The sequence below is a fragment of the Pseudomonas sp. R-28-1W-6 genome (genome assembly GCF_009799925.1).
GTDB lineage: Bacteria > Pseudomonadota > Gammaproteobacteria > Pseudomonadales > Pseudomonadaceae > Aquipseudomonas.
Window position 1 is genome coordinate 110,260 of the sequence record NZ_WELK01000005.1, and the last position, 14,181, is coordinate 124,440.

The following is a 14,181-nucleotide window of genomic DNA, read 5'->3' on the forward strand; positions in this document are numbered from 1 at the left end:
CGGGCGCTTTTGACGACCGCTATGTTCAGCCTAGCTCGCGCTCGCCGGCTGTATCGCCATTCGTCGTGGACTTGTCAGAAATCGCCATGCTGGGCAAGCTGAAGCCTCTACCCCAGGGGAGTGCTCGGCCATGGCGGAAATCGATGCGCGCCTGCGCGAAGAAGTGCACCTGCTCGGCGAGTTGCTCGGCGACACCATCGGCAACCAGCGCGGCGCGGCGTTCGTCGACAAGATCGAGCTGATCCGCCAGGGCGCCAAGGCCGGGCGCAAGGGCTCGGCCGCCGGCGAGCAGCAGCTGCGCGCCACCCTCGACGGCCTCAGCGACGACGAGCTGCTGCCGGTGGCGAGGGCCTTCAACCAGTTCCTCAACCTGGCCAATATCGCCGAGCAGTACCACCGCATCCGCCGGCGCCGGCCGGGCGAGGCCGAGCCGTTCGAGAATCGCGTGCTGGCCGAGCTGTTGCAGCGCCTGCAGGGCGACGGGCACAAGCCCGAGCAGCTGGCCCGCCAGCTGGCGCGGCTGGATATCGAACTGGTGCTGACCGCCCACCCGACCGAAGTGGCGCGGCGCACCCTGATCCAGAAATACGATGCGATCACCGCGCAGCTGGCGGCGCTGGATCACACCGACCTGTCCGCCAGCGAGCGCGGGGTGCTGCAGCAGAAGCTGCGCCGGCTGATCGCCGAGGCCTGGCACACCGAGGAAATCCGCCGCAGCCGGCCGACCCCGGTGGACGAGGCTAAGTGGGGCTTCGCCGTCATCGAGCATTCCCTGTGGCAGGCCGTGCCGAGCTTCCTGCGCCGCGCCGATCAGGCCCTGCAGGCCGCCACCGGGCTGCGCCTGCCGCTGGAGGCGGCGCCGATCCGCTTCGCCTCGTGGATGGGCGGCGACCGCGACGGCAACCCCAACGTCACCGCCCAGGTCTCGCGCGAGGTGCTGCTGCTGGCGCGCTGGATGGCCGCCGACCTGTACCTGCGCGACATCGAGCAGCTGGCCAGCGAATTGTCCATGCAGCAGGCCAGCGACGAGCTGCGCCGGGTGGTCGGCGTGCATCCGGAACCCTACCGGGCCCTGCTCAAGCAGTTGCGCGAACGTCTGCGCGCCACCCGCGCCTGGATCGAGGCGGCGCTGGCCGGCGAAGTCGCCCCCGGCCCGGAGGTGCTGCACGACAACCGCGAGCTGCTCGAACCCCTGGAACTCTGCTACCACTCGCTGCACGCCTGCGGCATGGGCGTGGTCGCCGAGGGCGCGCTGCTCGACAGCCTGCGCCGGGCGGCCACCTTCGGCCTGTTCCTGCTGCGCCTGGACATCCGCCAGGATGCTGCGCGGCATGCCGCCGCGCTCAGCGAAATCACCGATTACCTGGGCCTGGGCCGCTATGCCGAGTGGGACGAGGACACCCGTCTCGACTTTCTCCTGCGCGAACTGGACAACCGCCGCCCGCTGCTACCGCCGCAACACCGGCCTTCGGCGGAGACCGCCGAGGTCCTGGCCACCTGCCGGGTGGTGGCCGGCGCGCCAGCCGCGGCGCTGGGCTCCTACGTGATCTCCATGGCCGGTGCGCCCTCGGACGTGCTGGCCGTGCAACTGCTGCTCAAGGAGGCCGGCCTGCAGCGGCCGATCCGCGTGGTGCCGCTGTTCGAGACCCTGGCCGACCTGGACAACGCCGCGCCAGCCATCGACCGCCTGCTCGGCCTGCATGGCTACCGCGCGCGCCTGCACGGCCCGCAGGAGGTGATGATCGGCTATTCCGACTCGGCCAAGGACGCCGGCACCCTGGCCGCCGCCTGGGCCCAGTACCGCGCCCAGGAGGCGCTGGTCGAGGTCTGTCGCCAGCACGAGGTCGAGCTGCTGCTGTTCCATGGTCGCGGCGGCACGGTCGGCCGCGGCGGCGGCCCGGCCCATGCGGCGATCCTCTCGCAGCCGCCGGGCTCGGTGGCCGGGCGCTTCCGCACCACCGAGCAGGGCGAGATGATCCGCTTCAAGTTCGGCTTGCCGGACCTGGCCGAGCAGAACCTCAACCTGTACCTGGCGGCCGTGCTGGAGGCCACCCTGCAACCACCGCCGGCGCCCGAACCGGCCTGGCGCGCGGCCATGGATCGGCTGGCCACCGACGGCCTGGCCGCCTACCGCGCGGTGGTGCGCGAGCATCCGCAGTTCGTCGAGTATTTCCGCCAGGCCACCCCGGAGCAGGAGCTCGGCCGCCTGCCGCTGGGCAGTCGCCCGGCCAAGCGCCGGGCCGGCGGGGTGGAGAGCCTGCGGGCAATCCCGTGGATCTTCGCCTGGACCCAGACCCGCCTGATGCTGCCGGCCTGGCTGGGCTGGGAAACGGCACTGGGCAACGCCCTGCAGCGTGGCGAAAAGGCCCTGCTGACGCAGATGCGCGAGCAGTGGCCGTTCTTCCGCACGCGCATCGACATGCTCGAGATGGTTCTGGCCAAGGCGGACGGCAGCATCGCCGCGCTCTACGACCAGCGTCTGGTCGGTGACGATTTGCGACCGCTGGGTGCGCATTTACGCGACCTATTGTCGCAGTCGTGTGCCATCGTCCTCGGCCTGACCGCCCAGTCGGAGCTGCTTGCCCACAGCCCGGAGACCCGCGAGGCGATCACCGTGCGCAATATCTACCTGGACCCGCTGCACCTGCTGCAGGCCGAGCTCCTGGCCCGTTCCAGGCAGCGTCAGGGGCCGGTGGACAGCCCTCTGGAACAGGCTTTACTGGTGACTGTCGCGGGCATCGCCGCGGGCCTGCGCAACACCGGCTAAGGCCTTTCGGACTGCTACTTTGGGTGGCTTGTGTGGCAGGGGGCTGCTGTGTATCTTGGTCAACCTTTTGGCCGCTCAGTGACGCCGAAACCCGAATATTGAGATTGGCCCCATGAGGCGAATCCGACGATTTCTAGTCATTTCTTGAGGAGCACATCGATGCGCGTGATTCTGCTGGGGGCGCCCGGTGCCGGCAAAGGTACCCAGGCTGGTTTCATTACCAAAAAATTTGGTATTCCACAGATCTCCACCGGCGACATGCTGCGTGCAGCGGTCAAGGCCGGCACCGAGCTGGGTCTGAAGGCCAAGAGCATCATGGAAAGCGGTGGTCTGGTCTCCGATGACCTGATCATCAACCTGGTCAAGGAGCGCATCGCCGAGGCCGACTGCGCCAAGGGTTTCCTCTTCGACGGTTTCCCGCGCACCATTCCCCAGGCCGAAGCCCTGAAGGAAGCCGGCGTGATCATCGACAACGTGGTCGAAATCGCCGTCGACGACGAAGAGATCGTCCAGCGCATCGCCGGTCGTCGGGTGCATGAGGCCAGCGGCCGCGTCTACCACATCGTCTACAACCCGCCGAAAGTCGAGGGCAAGGACGACGTCACCGGCGACGACCTGGTGCAGCGCAAGGACGACACCGAAGAAACCGTGCGCCATCGCCTGTCCGTGTATCACTCGCAGACCAAGCCGCTGGTGGACTTCTACCAGAAGCTGGCTGCCGTCGACGGCACGCCGAAGTACAGCGCCATCGCTGGCGTCGGTTCGGTGGACGAGATCACCGCCAAGGTGCTGGCCGCTCTGAGCTGATCGGCTGCGCGTCGGCCATGCGGCGTTGGAATAGGGCCTCGGGTGCTCATTTACTGCATGTAAACTCCGCGCCCTCGGCCCTTTCCCGCCTAGCCTGGCTCTAGCTCGCTCGATCATTGGTTAGTTGTCCAACGGCCCGCTTGCGGGCCGTTGGCGTTTATACTGCATGCCCTTTTTGCCTGACCGGATTGCCCCGATGACCACCCTGCTGGCCCTGGATACCGCCACCGAAGCCTGCTCCGTTGCCCTGCTGCATGAGGGCAGGGTGCTCAGCCATTACGAGGTGATCCCGCGCCTGCACGCCCAGCGCCTGCTGCCGATGATCCGCAGCCTGCTCGACGAGGCCGGGGTCGAACTGGCGGCGCTGGATGCCATCGCCTTCGGTCGCGGGCCGGGCGCGTTCACCGGCATCCGCATCGCCATCGGCGTGGTCCAGGGCCTGGCGTTCGCCCTGGACAAGCCGGTACTGCCGGTGTCCAACCTGGCCGTGCTGGCCCAGCGCGCGTTGCGCGAGCAGGGTGCTCGGCAGGTGGCCGCGGCCATCGACGCGCGCATGGACGAGGTGTACTGGGGCTGCTACCGCGAGGAGCAGGGGGAAATGCGCCTGCAGGGCGTCGAGGCGGTACTGGCGCCGGAGCAGGTGAGCCTGCCACGCGGCGCCACGGGCGACTGGTTCGGCGCCGGTACCGGCTGGGGCAGCTACGCCGCGCGTCTGGCGGTGACGCCGGCCGGCCAGGACGGCGGCATGCTGCCGCACGCCCAGGACCTGCTGCAGCTGGCTCGCTTCGCCTGGGCCCGCGGCGAGGCGCTGCCGGCCGACCAGGCGCTGCCGGTCTATCTGCGCGACAAGGTGGCGACCCCCAAGGCGGCGCCATGACCCCGCGTCCGCCGGCAATTGCCAATTGCCGGCGGCGTCGTTAAATTGCCCTTATGTAGTTCGAGCAGTAACCGATGCGCATCGATGGCTTCACCTCCTCTTATTCGCTGGACCGCACGCCCCGCCCGGGCAGCGCGGTAACGCCCTATCGCGAAAGCCAGCGCGAAGTCGAGGTGCGCCGCGAGCTGCCCGCCAGCCCGGCCAGCAGCCAGGGCTTCGAGCAGACGCCGCAGCTGCGCCGGGTGCAGGCCGGCAGCGCCAGCAGCGACAGCCTGCCGGTGCGCAGCCAGGACGTACTCAGTCAGCAGCGCCCGCCGAATGCCAAGGCCAGCCAGGCCCTGGCCGCCTACGGCAGCACCGCCAGCTTCACCAGCGAGCGGGATGCCGCCGAAGTGCTCGGCCTCGATCTCTACGCCTGACCCCGTGCTGCCCTATTTCCTCGGCTGCCCGTCCTGGAGCGAGCCGGCCTGGCGCGACTCCCTGTATCCCGATAGCGCCCGCAGCAGCGACTTCCTTGTCCACTATGCGCAGCTGTTCAATGCCGTGGAAGGCAACACCACCTTCTACGCTCGGCCTTCGGCGCAGACCGTGGCGCGCTGGGCCGAACTGATGCCGATGGACTTCCGCTTCTGCGCCAAGCTGCCGCGCGATATCAGCCATGGCGGCGATCTGCGCGAGCAACTGAGCGCCGCCGAGGCCTTCGTCGGCCTGCTGCGGCCGCTGGGCGCGCGCTGTTCGCCGTTCTGGCTGCAGTTGCCGGCCAGCTTCGGCCCCGCGCGCCTGCCCGAGCTGCCGGCGCTGCTCGACACGCTGCAGGGCAAGGTGGCGGTGGAAGTGCGCCACCCGGCGTTCTTCGCCAGGGGCGAGGAGGAGCGGGCGCTCAATCGCCTGCTCCACGAGCGGCAGGTGGAACGCATCTGCCTGGACTCGCGGGCCCTGTTCAGCTGTGCTTCCAGCGAGCCGGCGGTGCTGCATGCGCAGGCCAAGAAGCCGCGCCTGCCGCCACGCCCCACCGCCTTCAGCGGGCAGCCGCAGCTGCGCTTCATCGGCCACCCGGAGCTGGCGGCCAACGATGCGTTCATGGCGCCCTGGCTGGATAAGGTGGCGGCCTGGATCGAGGCGGGGTTGCAGCCTTTCGTGTTCCTGCATACCCCGGATAACCTGCGGGCGCCGCACCTGGCGCTGCGTTTTCACCAGCAGCTGGGCGAACGCTTGCCGGGCCTGCCGAAGCTGGCATTTGCCGACAGGCAGGCGCAGGAGGGGCAGCTGGGATTGCTCTAGCGGGCTTGCGGTTTCAGCGCCGCGCCAGGAGCAGGTCGGCGGCCTGGCCGCGGCGCCCGTCGGTAAAGTCGAAACTGCCGAGCTGGGCGATTTCGTCATAGGCGCCGAGGGCCTGCTGGACATCGCGCGCCTGCAGCTGGATGGCGCCGACCCCGGCCTCGCTCAGGCTCTGTTGCTGCTGGCGGCCTTGGGCGTCGAAGCGCAGCAGGCTGAGGCGTTCGAAGATGGCGTCCTGGGCATCGATGCGGCCATCACGGTTGTCGTCGTGCTTGGCCAGCTCGGCGAAGCCGTTGGCGGCGCCATGCTGGTCGCCGAACAGCTCGCGGCCGTCGTCGATGCGGCCATTGCCGTTGCGGTCCAGGGCCAGCAGGGCGTCGTCGCCGCTGGGCGCGCTGATGCGGTCGGTGCGACCGTCGGCATCCAGGTCGAAGCGCACGGCATCGTTCAGGCCGCGGGTGCTGAAGCCGTTGCCGGCCAGGTCCAGGGCCAGCGGGTCGCTCTTCTGCGGCGGCGGGTTGGCGCTGACGTTCAGCTCCAGCTCGCGCTGCTGCAGGACCTGCCGGAAGCTGGCGACCCGCGCGGCTGCTTCGACTTCCGGCGGCGCCGCGCTGGCCTGGGCGCTGCTGGGCTGCGCGGCGGCGCTGGCTGCGGGCGACGCGGCCGGCAGCGGTTCGTCGAGCATCAGGGTGCGCCGCAGGATCTGGTAATCCAGCGAGTCGCGCAGGCCGGCATCCAGGCTTTCGTCCAGATTGTCGCGGCGCGGGTGGTGGGCGGCGCCATGGGGCGCGGAAACTACGTCAAACATGATCAACTCGATGCGGCTGGCGGCCACTGCGTCTGGCAAAATACGGCGTTACGCCTGTATCGGCTGCCGAGCGGTCGAATTGAACATTTTTTGAGCATATTTCCCGATGAGCGACGAGCGGCATATAGCCAGAATCCGCGCCGAGGCCCTGGCGCCAACCTACCAGGCGGCCTGTGCCGAGTGGGCGCAACGCCTGGGCTTGCCTCTGGCGGGCGAGGCCGAGTTCGCCCTGCAGCTGGGCGGCGAAGGCCTGCAGCTGGCGGAGCTGGGGCCGCAGGCGCCGGGGCCGGTACGGGTCGATTTCGTCGAGGGGGCGGTGGCGCACCGGCGCCTGTTCGGCGGCGGCAGCGGGCAGATGATCGCCAAGGCGGTCGGCGTGCAGCCCGGGGTGCGCCCCGTGGTGCTGGATGCCACGGCGGGCCTGGGCCGCGATGCCTTCGTCCTGGCCAGCCTGGGCTGCCAGGTGAGCCTGATCGAGCGCCAGCCGATCATCGCCGCCCTGCTCGAAGATGGCCTGGCGCGCGCCAGGCAGGATGCCGAGGTGGGGCCGATCGCCGCGCAGATGCGCCTGCTCGGCGGCAATGCCATCGAGCTGATGGGGCAGTGGCAGGGCGAACCGCCGCAGGTGATCTACCTCGACCCGATGTTTCCCCATCGCGACAAGAGCGCCCTGGTGAAGAAGGAGATGCGCCTGTTCCGCCCGCTGGTGGGCGACGACCTGGACGCCCCGGCGCTACTCGAGGCCGCGCTGGCCCTGGCCAGCCACCGGGTGGTGGTCAAGCGCCCGCGCAAGGCGCCGGTGATCGAGGGGGCCAAGCCCAGCTACGCGCTGGAGGGCAAGTCCAGCCGCTATGACATCTACCCCAAGAAAGCACTGAAACCTTGAGTGGTTGCTTGCTCTCCAGCCCACTCCCGTAAACGGGCGTGGGGGCAGAAGCCTGTACTGCGCGCGCTCAGGGCCGGTAGGCGCGCAGGAACAGGCTGACGATCTCGCGCACGTGCTGCTCGGCCGCCGCCTCGTCGGCAAAGGTGGTGCCACAGCCGATCAGCTGGCGGAAGTTGCAGCCGCCCTTGACCAGGCTGAAGAAATGCTCGGCGGCATGCTGCGGATTGTCCACGCGCAGCAGCTGGAGGGCATTGGCCTGTTCCAGCAGATGCTGCATGGCGTCCAGCATGCGCTGCGGCCCGGCGTTGTAGAACAGCTCCGAGAGGCGCTGGTTCTGCGTGGACTGGGCGATCATCAGGCGCAGCATGGCCACGGCTTCCTGGCTGTTGATCAGGGTGTTAAAGCCGCGGCCGATGGCCAGCAGGGCCGCCTCGATGGGGGTATCCGGCTGCAGGGCGAAGAACAGCTGCGGCAACTGCTCCTCGCATTTCGATTCCACCGCGCAGGCGAACAGCGTCTCCTTGTCTGTGAAGTGGCTGTACACCGTGAGTTTGGAAACCCGCGCCTCGGCGGCGATCGCATCCATGCTGCTGCCATCGTAGCCGTGGCGCATGAACAGGCGCTTGGCGGCTTCGAGTATGGCCAGACGTTTGGCCGGGTCCTTGGGCCGTCCCGGGCCGCTGGATGACTGCAACAGTTTGTCGGACATTTCGCGTTTTAATACTGGACTGGTGAGTTTGCTATTTTTACTATACCGCTCAGTATAAGTATTCCAAGCGTTTCTTTGCGAAAGGTCACTCTCCATGTTCCGCCATGCCTTGTCCCTCGCTGTGCCCGTGTGCCTGATCCCCCTGCTGGTTGCCTGCGGCAACGGCGAGCCTGTCGAGGCGCCGGCGCGCCCGGCCATGGTGGTGCAGCCACTGCCGGCCGGCGATGCCGTGGAGACCTACCCGGGCGAGGTGCGCGCGCGCTTCGAACCGGAGCTGGCCTTTCGCATCGGCGGCAAGATCAGCAAGCGCCTGGTGGATGCTGGCGCGCGGGTGAAGAAGGACCAGCCGCTGGCCGAGCTGGACCCCGAGGACGTCAAGCTGCAGCTGGAGGCCGCTCGCGCCCAGGTGGCTGCGGCCGAGGCCAACCTCAAGCTGGTACGCACCGAGCGTGATCGCTACAAGACCCTGCTGGCCCGCCAGCTGATCAGCCAGTCGCAGTACGACAACGTGGAAAATCAGTACCGCGCCGGCGAGGCGCGGGTCAAACAGATCCAGGCCGAGTTCAACGTGGCCAACAACCAGGCCGGCTACTCGGTGCTGCGTGCCTCCCAGGATGGCGTGGTGGCGCGGCGCCTGGCGGAGGTCGGGCAGGTGGTGGCCGCCGGGCAGACGGTGTTCACCCTGGCCACCGATGGCGAGCGCGAAGTGCTGATCAGCGTGCCGGAGCATGCCTTCGAGCGCTTCCGCATCGGCCAGGACGTCAGCGTCGAACTGTGGTCGCAGCCGGGCAAGCGTTTCCCCGGACGCATCCGCGAGCTGTCGCCGGCCGCCGACGCGCAGTCGCGCACCTTCGCCGCGCGGGTGGCCTTTGCCGGTGGCGCGATGAAAGCCGAACTGGGGCAGAGCGCCCGCGTGGCGATCAAGGCCGAGGGCGAGGTGCCGCTGTCGGTGCCGATGTCGGCGCTCAGCGCGGAGAAGGACGTGCCCTTCGTCTGGGTGGTCGATCCCAAGGAGTCCAAGGTGGTACGCACCTCCGTGCGCATCGGCCGCTACGGCCAGGAACGCGTGTCGGTGCTCGAAGGGCTGAAGGAGGGCGACTGGGTAGTCGCCGCCGGTGTGCAGATGCTGCGTGACGGGCAGAAGGTCAAGCCGGTGGACCGCGACAATCGCACCGTCCAGCTCGTCGCCGGGGAGTAAGCGCATGTCCTTCAACCTCTCCGAATGGGCGTTGCGCAACCGCGCGGTGGTCCTCTACTTCATGCTGGTGATCGCCGTGGTCGGCGCCATCTCCTACACCAAGCTGGGGCAGAGCGAGGACCCGCCCTTCACCTTCAAGGCCATGGTCATCCGCACCGACTGGCCGGGCGCCACCGCCGAGCAGATCTCGCGCCAGGTCACCGAGCGCATCGAACGCAAGGTCATGGAAACCGGCGACTACCAGCTGGTCATGTCCTACTCGCGTCCCGGCGAGTCGGTGGTCACCTTCATGGCCCGCGACAACATCCTGTCGAAGAACATTCCCGATCTCTGGTACCAGATCCGCAAGAAGGTCGGCGACATCCGCCACACCCTGCCGCCGGACGTCCGCGGGCCGTTCTTCAACGACGAATTCGGCACCACCTTCGGCAACATCTACGCCCTGACCGGCGAAGGCTTCGACTACGCCGTGCTCAAGGACTACGCCGACCGCCTGCAACTGCAGCTGCAGCGGGTCAAGGACGTGGGCAAGGTCGAGCTGATCGGCCTGCAGGACGAGAAGATCTGGATCGAGCTGTCCAACGTCAAGCTGGCCACCCTAGGCCTGCCGCTGGCGGTGGTGCAGCAGGCGCTGGAGGAGCAGAACGCAGTGGCTTCCTCGGGTTTCTTCGAGGCCACCACCGACCGCGTGCAGTTGCGCGTGTCCGGCAGCTTCGAGACGGTCGACGAGATCCGCGACTTCCCCATTCGCGTCGGCGACCGCACCTTCCGCATCGGCGACGTGGCCGAGGTGCACCGCGGCTTCAATGACCCGCCCGCGCCGCGCATGCGCTTCATGGATCAGGACGCGATCGGCCTGGCCGTGTCGATGAAGGCCGGTGGCGACATCCTGGTGCTCGGCGAAGCGCTGGAGCAGGAGTTCGCCCGCCTGCAGCAGACCCTGCCGGTCGGCATGGAGCTGCGCAAGGTCTCCGACCAGCCTGCGGCGGTGAAGACCGGGGTCGGCGAGTTCATCCAGGTGCTGGTCGAGGCGCTGATCATCGTGCTGCTGGTGAGCTTCTTCTCCCTCGGCCTGCGCACCGGCCTGGTGGTGGCGTTTTCGATCCCGCTGGTGCTGGCGATGACCTTTGCCCTGATGCACTACTTCGGCATCGGCCTGCACAAGATTTCCCTCGGCGCCCTGGTGCTGGCGCTCGGCCTGATGGTGGACGACGCGATCATTGCCGTGGAGATGATGGCGATCAAGATGGAGCAGGGCTACGACCGGCTCAAGGCGGCCAGCTTCGCCTGGACCAGCACGGCCTTCCCGATGCTTACCGGCACCCTGATCACCGCCGCCGGCTTCCTGCCGATCGCCACCGCGCAATCGGGCACTGGGGAGTACACCCGTTCGATCTTCCAGGTGGTGACCATCGCCCTGCTGGTGTCCTGGGTCGCCGCCGTGGTGTTCGTGCCGTACCTGGGCGACCGCCTGCTGCCGGACCTGGCCAAGCTGCATGCGAAGAAGCATGGCGGCAGCGTCGGCGGCCATGATCCGTACTCGACCACCTTCTACCAGACGGTGCGCGAAGTGGTGGAGTGGTGCGTGCGCCGCCGGCGCACGGTGATCCTGGTCACCGTCGGCCTGTTCGTCGCCTCGGTGGTGTTGTTCCGCTTCGTGCCGCAGCAGTTCTTCCCGGCATCCGGACGCCTGGAACTGATGATCGACCTCAAGCTCACCGAGGGCTCGTCGCTCAAGGCCACCGAGGAGCAGGTCAAGCGCCTGGAGGCACGCCTCAAGGAGCACGACGGTATCGAGAACTACGTGGCCTATGTCGGCACCGGTTCGCCGCGCTTCTACCTGCCGCTGGACCAGCAGCTGCCGGCGACCCGTTTCGCCCAGGTGGTGGTGCTGGCCAAGTCGATCGAGGACCGCGAGGCGCTGCGTGTCTGGCTGATCGATGTGCTCAACGACGAGTTCCCGACCTTGCGCACCCGCGTCTCGCGCCTGGAGAACGGCCCGCCGGTGGGCTACCCGATCCAGTTCCGCGTCTCCGGCGAGCATATCGACGAGGTCCGCGCGATTGCCCGCCAGGTGGCCGACAAGGTGCGCGAGAACAGCCATGTGTCCAACGTGCATTTGAACTGGGAAGAACCGAGCAAGGTGGTCTACCTGAACATCGACCAGGAGCGCGCCCGCGCCCTGGGGGTGAGCACCGCCGATGTCTCGCGCTTCCTGCAGAGTTCGCTGTCCGGTTCCAGCGTCAGTCAGTTCCGCGAGGGCAACGAGCTGATCGAGATCCTCCTGCGCGGCACCGTGCGCGAGCGCCAGCAGCTGGAGCTGCTGCCGAGCCTGGCGGTGCCGATCAGCAACGGCAAGAGCGTGGCGCTGTCGCAGATCGCCACCCTGGAATACGGCTTCGAGGAAGGCGTGATCTGGCACCGCGACCGCCTGCCGACCGTCACCGTGCTGGGCGACATCTACGGCGGCGAGCAGCCGGCCGGGCTGGTCAAGCAGATCCTGCCGACCCTGCAGCCGATCCGCGATGCGCTGCCCAGCGGCTACCTGCTGGAGGTCGGCGGCACGGTCGAGGACTCGGCGCGCGGGCAGAAGTCGGTGAACGCCGGGGTGCCGCTGTTCATCCTGGTGGTGATGACCCTGCTGGTGCTGCAGCTGAAGAGCATCTCGCGCTCGGTTATGGTGTTCCTCACCGCGCCGCTGGGGCTGATCGGCGTGACCCTGTTCCTGCTGGTGTTCCAGCAGCCGTTCGGCTTCGTCGCCATGCTCGGCACCATCGCCCTGTCGGGGATGATCATGCGCAACTCGGTGATCCTCATCGACCAGATCGAGCAGGATATCGCCGCCGGCCAGGACCGCTGGCACGCCATCATCGAGGCCACGGTGCGGCGCTTCCGCCCCATCGTGCTGACCGCCCTGGCGGCGGTGCTGGCGATGATCCCGCTGTCGCGCAGCGTGTTCTTCGGGCCTATGGCGGTGGCCATCATGGGCGGCCTGATCGTCGCCACGGCGCTGACCCTGCTGTTCCTGCCGGCGTTGTACGCGGCCTGGTTCAAGGTCAAGGAAGTCGAGGCGTAAGCCAGACAGGCAAGAAAAAGCCCCGCCAGAGTGCGGGGCTTTTTTGTCGGGGCTCAAGCGATCAGAGCGCGCCGAACACCTTCTTGGCCAGGCTGGTCGCCGCTTCGGCCGGGTTCTCGCGGATGCTCGCTTCCTGTTCGGCGATCATCTTGAACAGGCCGTCCAGCGCCTGCTCGGTGACGTAGTTCTCGACGTTGGCGCTCTTCGCATCGACCACGCCGAAGGCGGCGGCCTGGCCGGCGAAGCTGTTGTACTGCTTGACCAGGCCGACCTGGTCGGTGGCCTGCTTGACGATGGGCAGGAACTTGGCGCGGATCTGCTCGCGGCTGGTCTTGTTCAGGTACTGGGTGGCGGCATCGTTCGGCCCGGCGAGGATGCTCTTGGCATCGGTCACCGTCATCTTCTTCACCGCATCCACCAGCAGCGCCTGGGCCTGCGGCACGGCCGCCTCGGCGGCCTGGTTCATGCTGGCTTCGAGCTGGTCGACCTGCTCGCCCATGCCCATCATCTTCATGGTCTTGGCCGCCTTGCCGAGCTTGCCCGGCAGTTCGATGCGCACTTCCTCGTTGTCGCTGAAGCCGCCGGGCTTGCCCAGTTGCTGCACGGCGGCCTGCGCGCCCTGGGTCAGGGCATCCTTGAGCCCGCTGCTGGCGTCGGTCTGGCTGAGGTCGGCGAGGGACAGGGCGAAGGCATTGGCGGACAACAGCAGGCCGGCGGCCAGGGCGGTGAGGCGGAGCATGGGGATTTCCTTATGGCGGTGGGAATCGGGCGAGCTTAGCGGACTGGGGCAGTGACGCCAAACCGCTTGGCTCAGGGGGCGGCGGCCTCGGCAGGCGGCTGGCGGGTGAACACCAGGGCCTTCAGGGCGCTGTCGGCGCTGATGTCGGCGAACTCCGGCGGGTTGTCCAGGCGTTCGGCGAAGCGCAGGTCCGGTGCCGCGCTGGCCATGCCGTCGATCAGGAAGTCGGGGCCGATGCTCGGGTCGTTGAAGCAGGCCAGTACGCTGCCACTGGCGCCGAGCAGGTCCGGCAGGCGGCGCAGGATCTTCTGGTAGTCCTTGGTCAGAACGAAGCTGCCCTTCTGGAACGAGGGCGGGTCGATGATGATCAGGTCGTAGGGTGCGTACTTCTTCACCTTGCTCCAGGACTTGAACAGCTCGTGGCCGAGGAAGCTGACGCGGCTGAGGTCGTGCCGGTTCAGCCGGTGATTGTCCCGGCCGCGGCTGAGGGCTGCCTTGGCCATGTCCAGGTTGACCACCTGCTCGGCGCCGCCGGCGATGGCGGCGACGGAGAAGCCGCAGGTGTAGGCGAAGAGGTTGAGCACGCGCTTGCCCGCCGCCTGTTCCTGGACCCAGCGCCGGCCATGGCGCATGTCGAGGAACAGTCCGGTGTTCTGGAAGCGGCCCAGGTCCAGCTGGAAGCGCAGGCCGTTCTCGACCACCACGCAGCCCTCCAGCGGCTCGCCCAGCAGCCATTGCGCGCCGTTGTCCTGGCGGTAGCGGTGCTGCAACAGCAGGCTGTGCGCCCCGCACTGTTGCCAGGCGGGGGAGGCGGTCAGCGCCAGCAGCATGGCCTCCAGGGCGTTCAGCTCCTCCGCCTCGGGCTGGCGAAACAGCGCCACCAGCAGCACGCCCTGCAGCCAGTCGAGGGTCAGGTGTTCGAGCCCCGGCCAGCAGCGGCCGCGGCCGTGGAACAGGCGCCGCACTTCGTCGGGCGGCGGGCTCAAGGCCGAGAGCAGGTGCTGGTGCAGGGTGGCGAGGGCTGCTGGGGTCATGG

General features: G+C 68.2%; 12 protein-coding genes. 8 read left to right on the forward strand and 4 right to left on the reverse strand.

What is annotated here, in order from left to right; genetic code table 11:
- The first annotated feature begins 130 nt into the window (after window positions 1–130).
- The 5 genes from ppc (at window position 131) to F3I62_RS12380 (ending at window position 5,732) form a co-directional block, all read left to right on the forward strand.
- A complete protein-coding gene (gene ppc, locus F3I62_RS12360; protein ID WP_160489936.1) occupies window positions 131–2,767 on the forward strand; it encodes a phosphoenolpyruvate carboxylase in 2,637 nt (878 codons plus the stop codon).
- A gap of 159 nt (window positions 2,768–2,926) precedes the next feature.
- Window positions 2,927–3,574 carry an adenylate kinase gene (gene adk / locus F3I62_RS12365; RefSeq protein ID WP_160489937.1) on the forward strand — a complete coding sequence of 216 codons (648 nt, stop codon included), beginning with the start codon at window positions 2,927–2,929 and terminating at the stop codon, window positions 3,572–3,574.
- Between the two features lie 196 nt (window positions 3,575–3,770).
- Window positions 3,771–4,451 carry a tRNA (adenosine(37)-N6)-threonylcarbamoyltransferase complex dimerization subunit type 1 TsaB gene (gene tsaB, locus F3I62_RS12370; protein ID WP_160489938.1) on the forward strand — a complete coding sequence of 227 codons (681 nt, stop codon included), beginning with the start codon at window positions 3,771–3,773 and terminating at the stop codon, window positions 4,449–4,451.
- A 74-nt stretch (window positions 4,452–4,525) separates the two neighbouring features.
- A complete protein-coding gene (locus F3I62_RS12375; protein WP_160489939.1) occupies window positions 4,526–4,870 on the forward strand; it encodes a hypothetical protein in 345 nt (114 codons plus the stop codon).
- Entirely contained in the window at window positions 4,833–5,732 is a 900-nt protein-coding gene (locus tag F3I62_RS12380; RefSeq protein ID WP_160489940.1) for a DUF72 domain-containing protein, read from the forward strand. The genes F3I62_RS12375 and F3I62_RS12380 overlap by 38 nt, the downstream gene beginning before the upstream one ends.
- 13 nt (window positions 5,733–5,745) lie before the next feature.
- Here F3I62_RS12380 and F3I62_RS12385 read toward each other — a convergent pair whose 3' ends face one another.
- Entirely contained in the window at window positions 5,746–6,537 is a 792-nt protein-coding gene (locus tag F3I62_RS12385; RefSeq protein ID WP_256667752.1) for a hypothetical protein, read from the reverse strand.
- Window positions 6,538–6,643: 106 nt separating this feature from the next.
- Between F3I62_RS12385 and F3I62_RS12390 the strand changes: the two genes are divergently transcribed.
- Window positions 6,644–7,423, forward strand: coding sequence for a class I SAM-dependent methyltransferase (locus F3I62_RS12390; protein ID WP_160489941.1), 780 nt, complete (start codon window positions 6,644–6,646; stop codon window positions 7,421–7,423).
- A gap of 67 nt (window positions 7,424–7,490) precedes the next feature.
- Here the strand turns inward: F3I62_RS12390 and F3I62_RS12395 are convergent, their stop codons facing one another.
- On the reverse strand, window positions 7,491–8,132 hold the full coding sequence (locus F3I62_RS12395) for a TetR/AcrR family transcriptional regulator (RefSeq protein WP_160489942.1): 642 nt from the start codon (window positions 8,130–8,132) through the stop codon (window positions 7,491–7,493).
- 94 nt (window positions 8,133–8,226) lie between these two features.
- On the opposite strand from F3I62_RS12395, the gene F3I62_RS12400 reads away from it, so the two are divergent.
- Both F3I62_RS12400 and F3I62_RS12405 read left to right on the forward strand, forming a co-directional pair.
- Window positions 8,227–9,330, forward strand: a complete 1,104-nt coding sequence (locus tag F3I62_RS12400) for an efflux RND transporter periplasmic adaptor subunit (protein ID WP_160489943.1) — start codon at window positions 8,227–8,229, stop codon at window positions 9,328–9,330.
- 4 nt (window positions 9,331–9,334) lie between these two features.
- On the forward strand, window positions 9,335–12,406 hold the full coding sequence (locus F3I62_RS12405) for an efflux RND transporter permease subunit (protein WP_160489944.1): 3,072 nt from the start codon (window positions 9,335–9,337) through the stop codon (window positions 12,404–12,406).
- 61 nt (window positions 12,407–12,467) lie between these two features.
- Here F3I62_RS12405 and F3I62_RS12410 read toward each other — a convergent pair whose 3' ends face one another.
- Window positions 12,468–13,145 (reverse strand): DUF4197 domain-containing protein, encoded by a 678-nt coding sequence (locus F3I62_RS12410; RefSeq protein WP_160489945.1) that lies wholly within the window; start codon window positions 13,143–13,145, stop codon window positions 12,468–12,470.
- A 71-nt stretch (window positions 13,146–13,216) separates the two neighbouring features.
- On the reverse strand, window positions 13,217–14,179 hold the full coding sequence (locus tag F3I62_RS12415; protein WP_160489946.1) for a class I SAM-dependent methyltransferase: 963 nt from the start codon (window positions 14,177–14,179) through the stop codon (window positions 13,217–13,219).
- Between the last annotated feature and the right edge of the window lie 2 nt (window positions 14,180–14,181).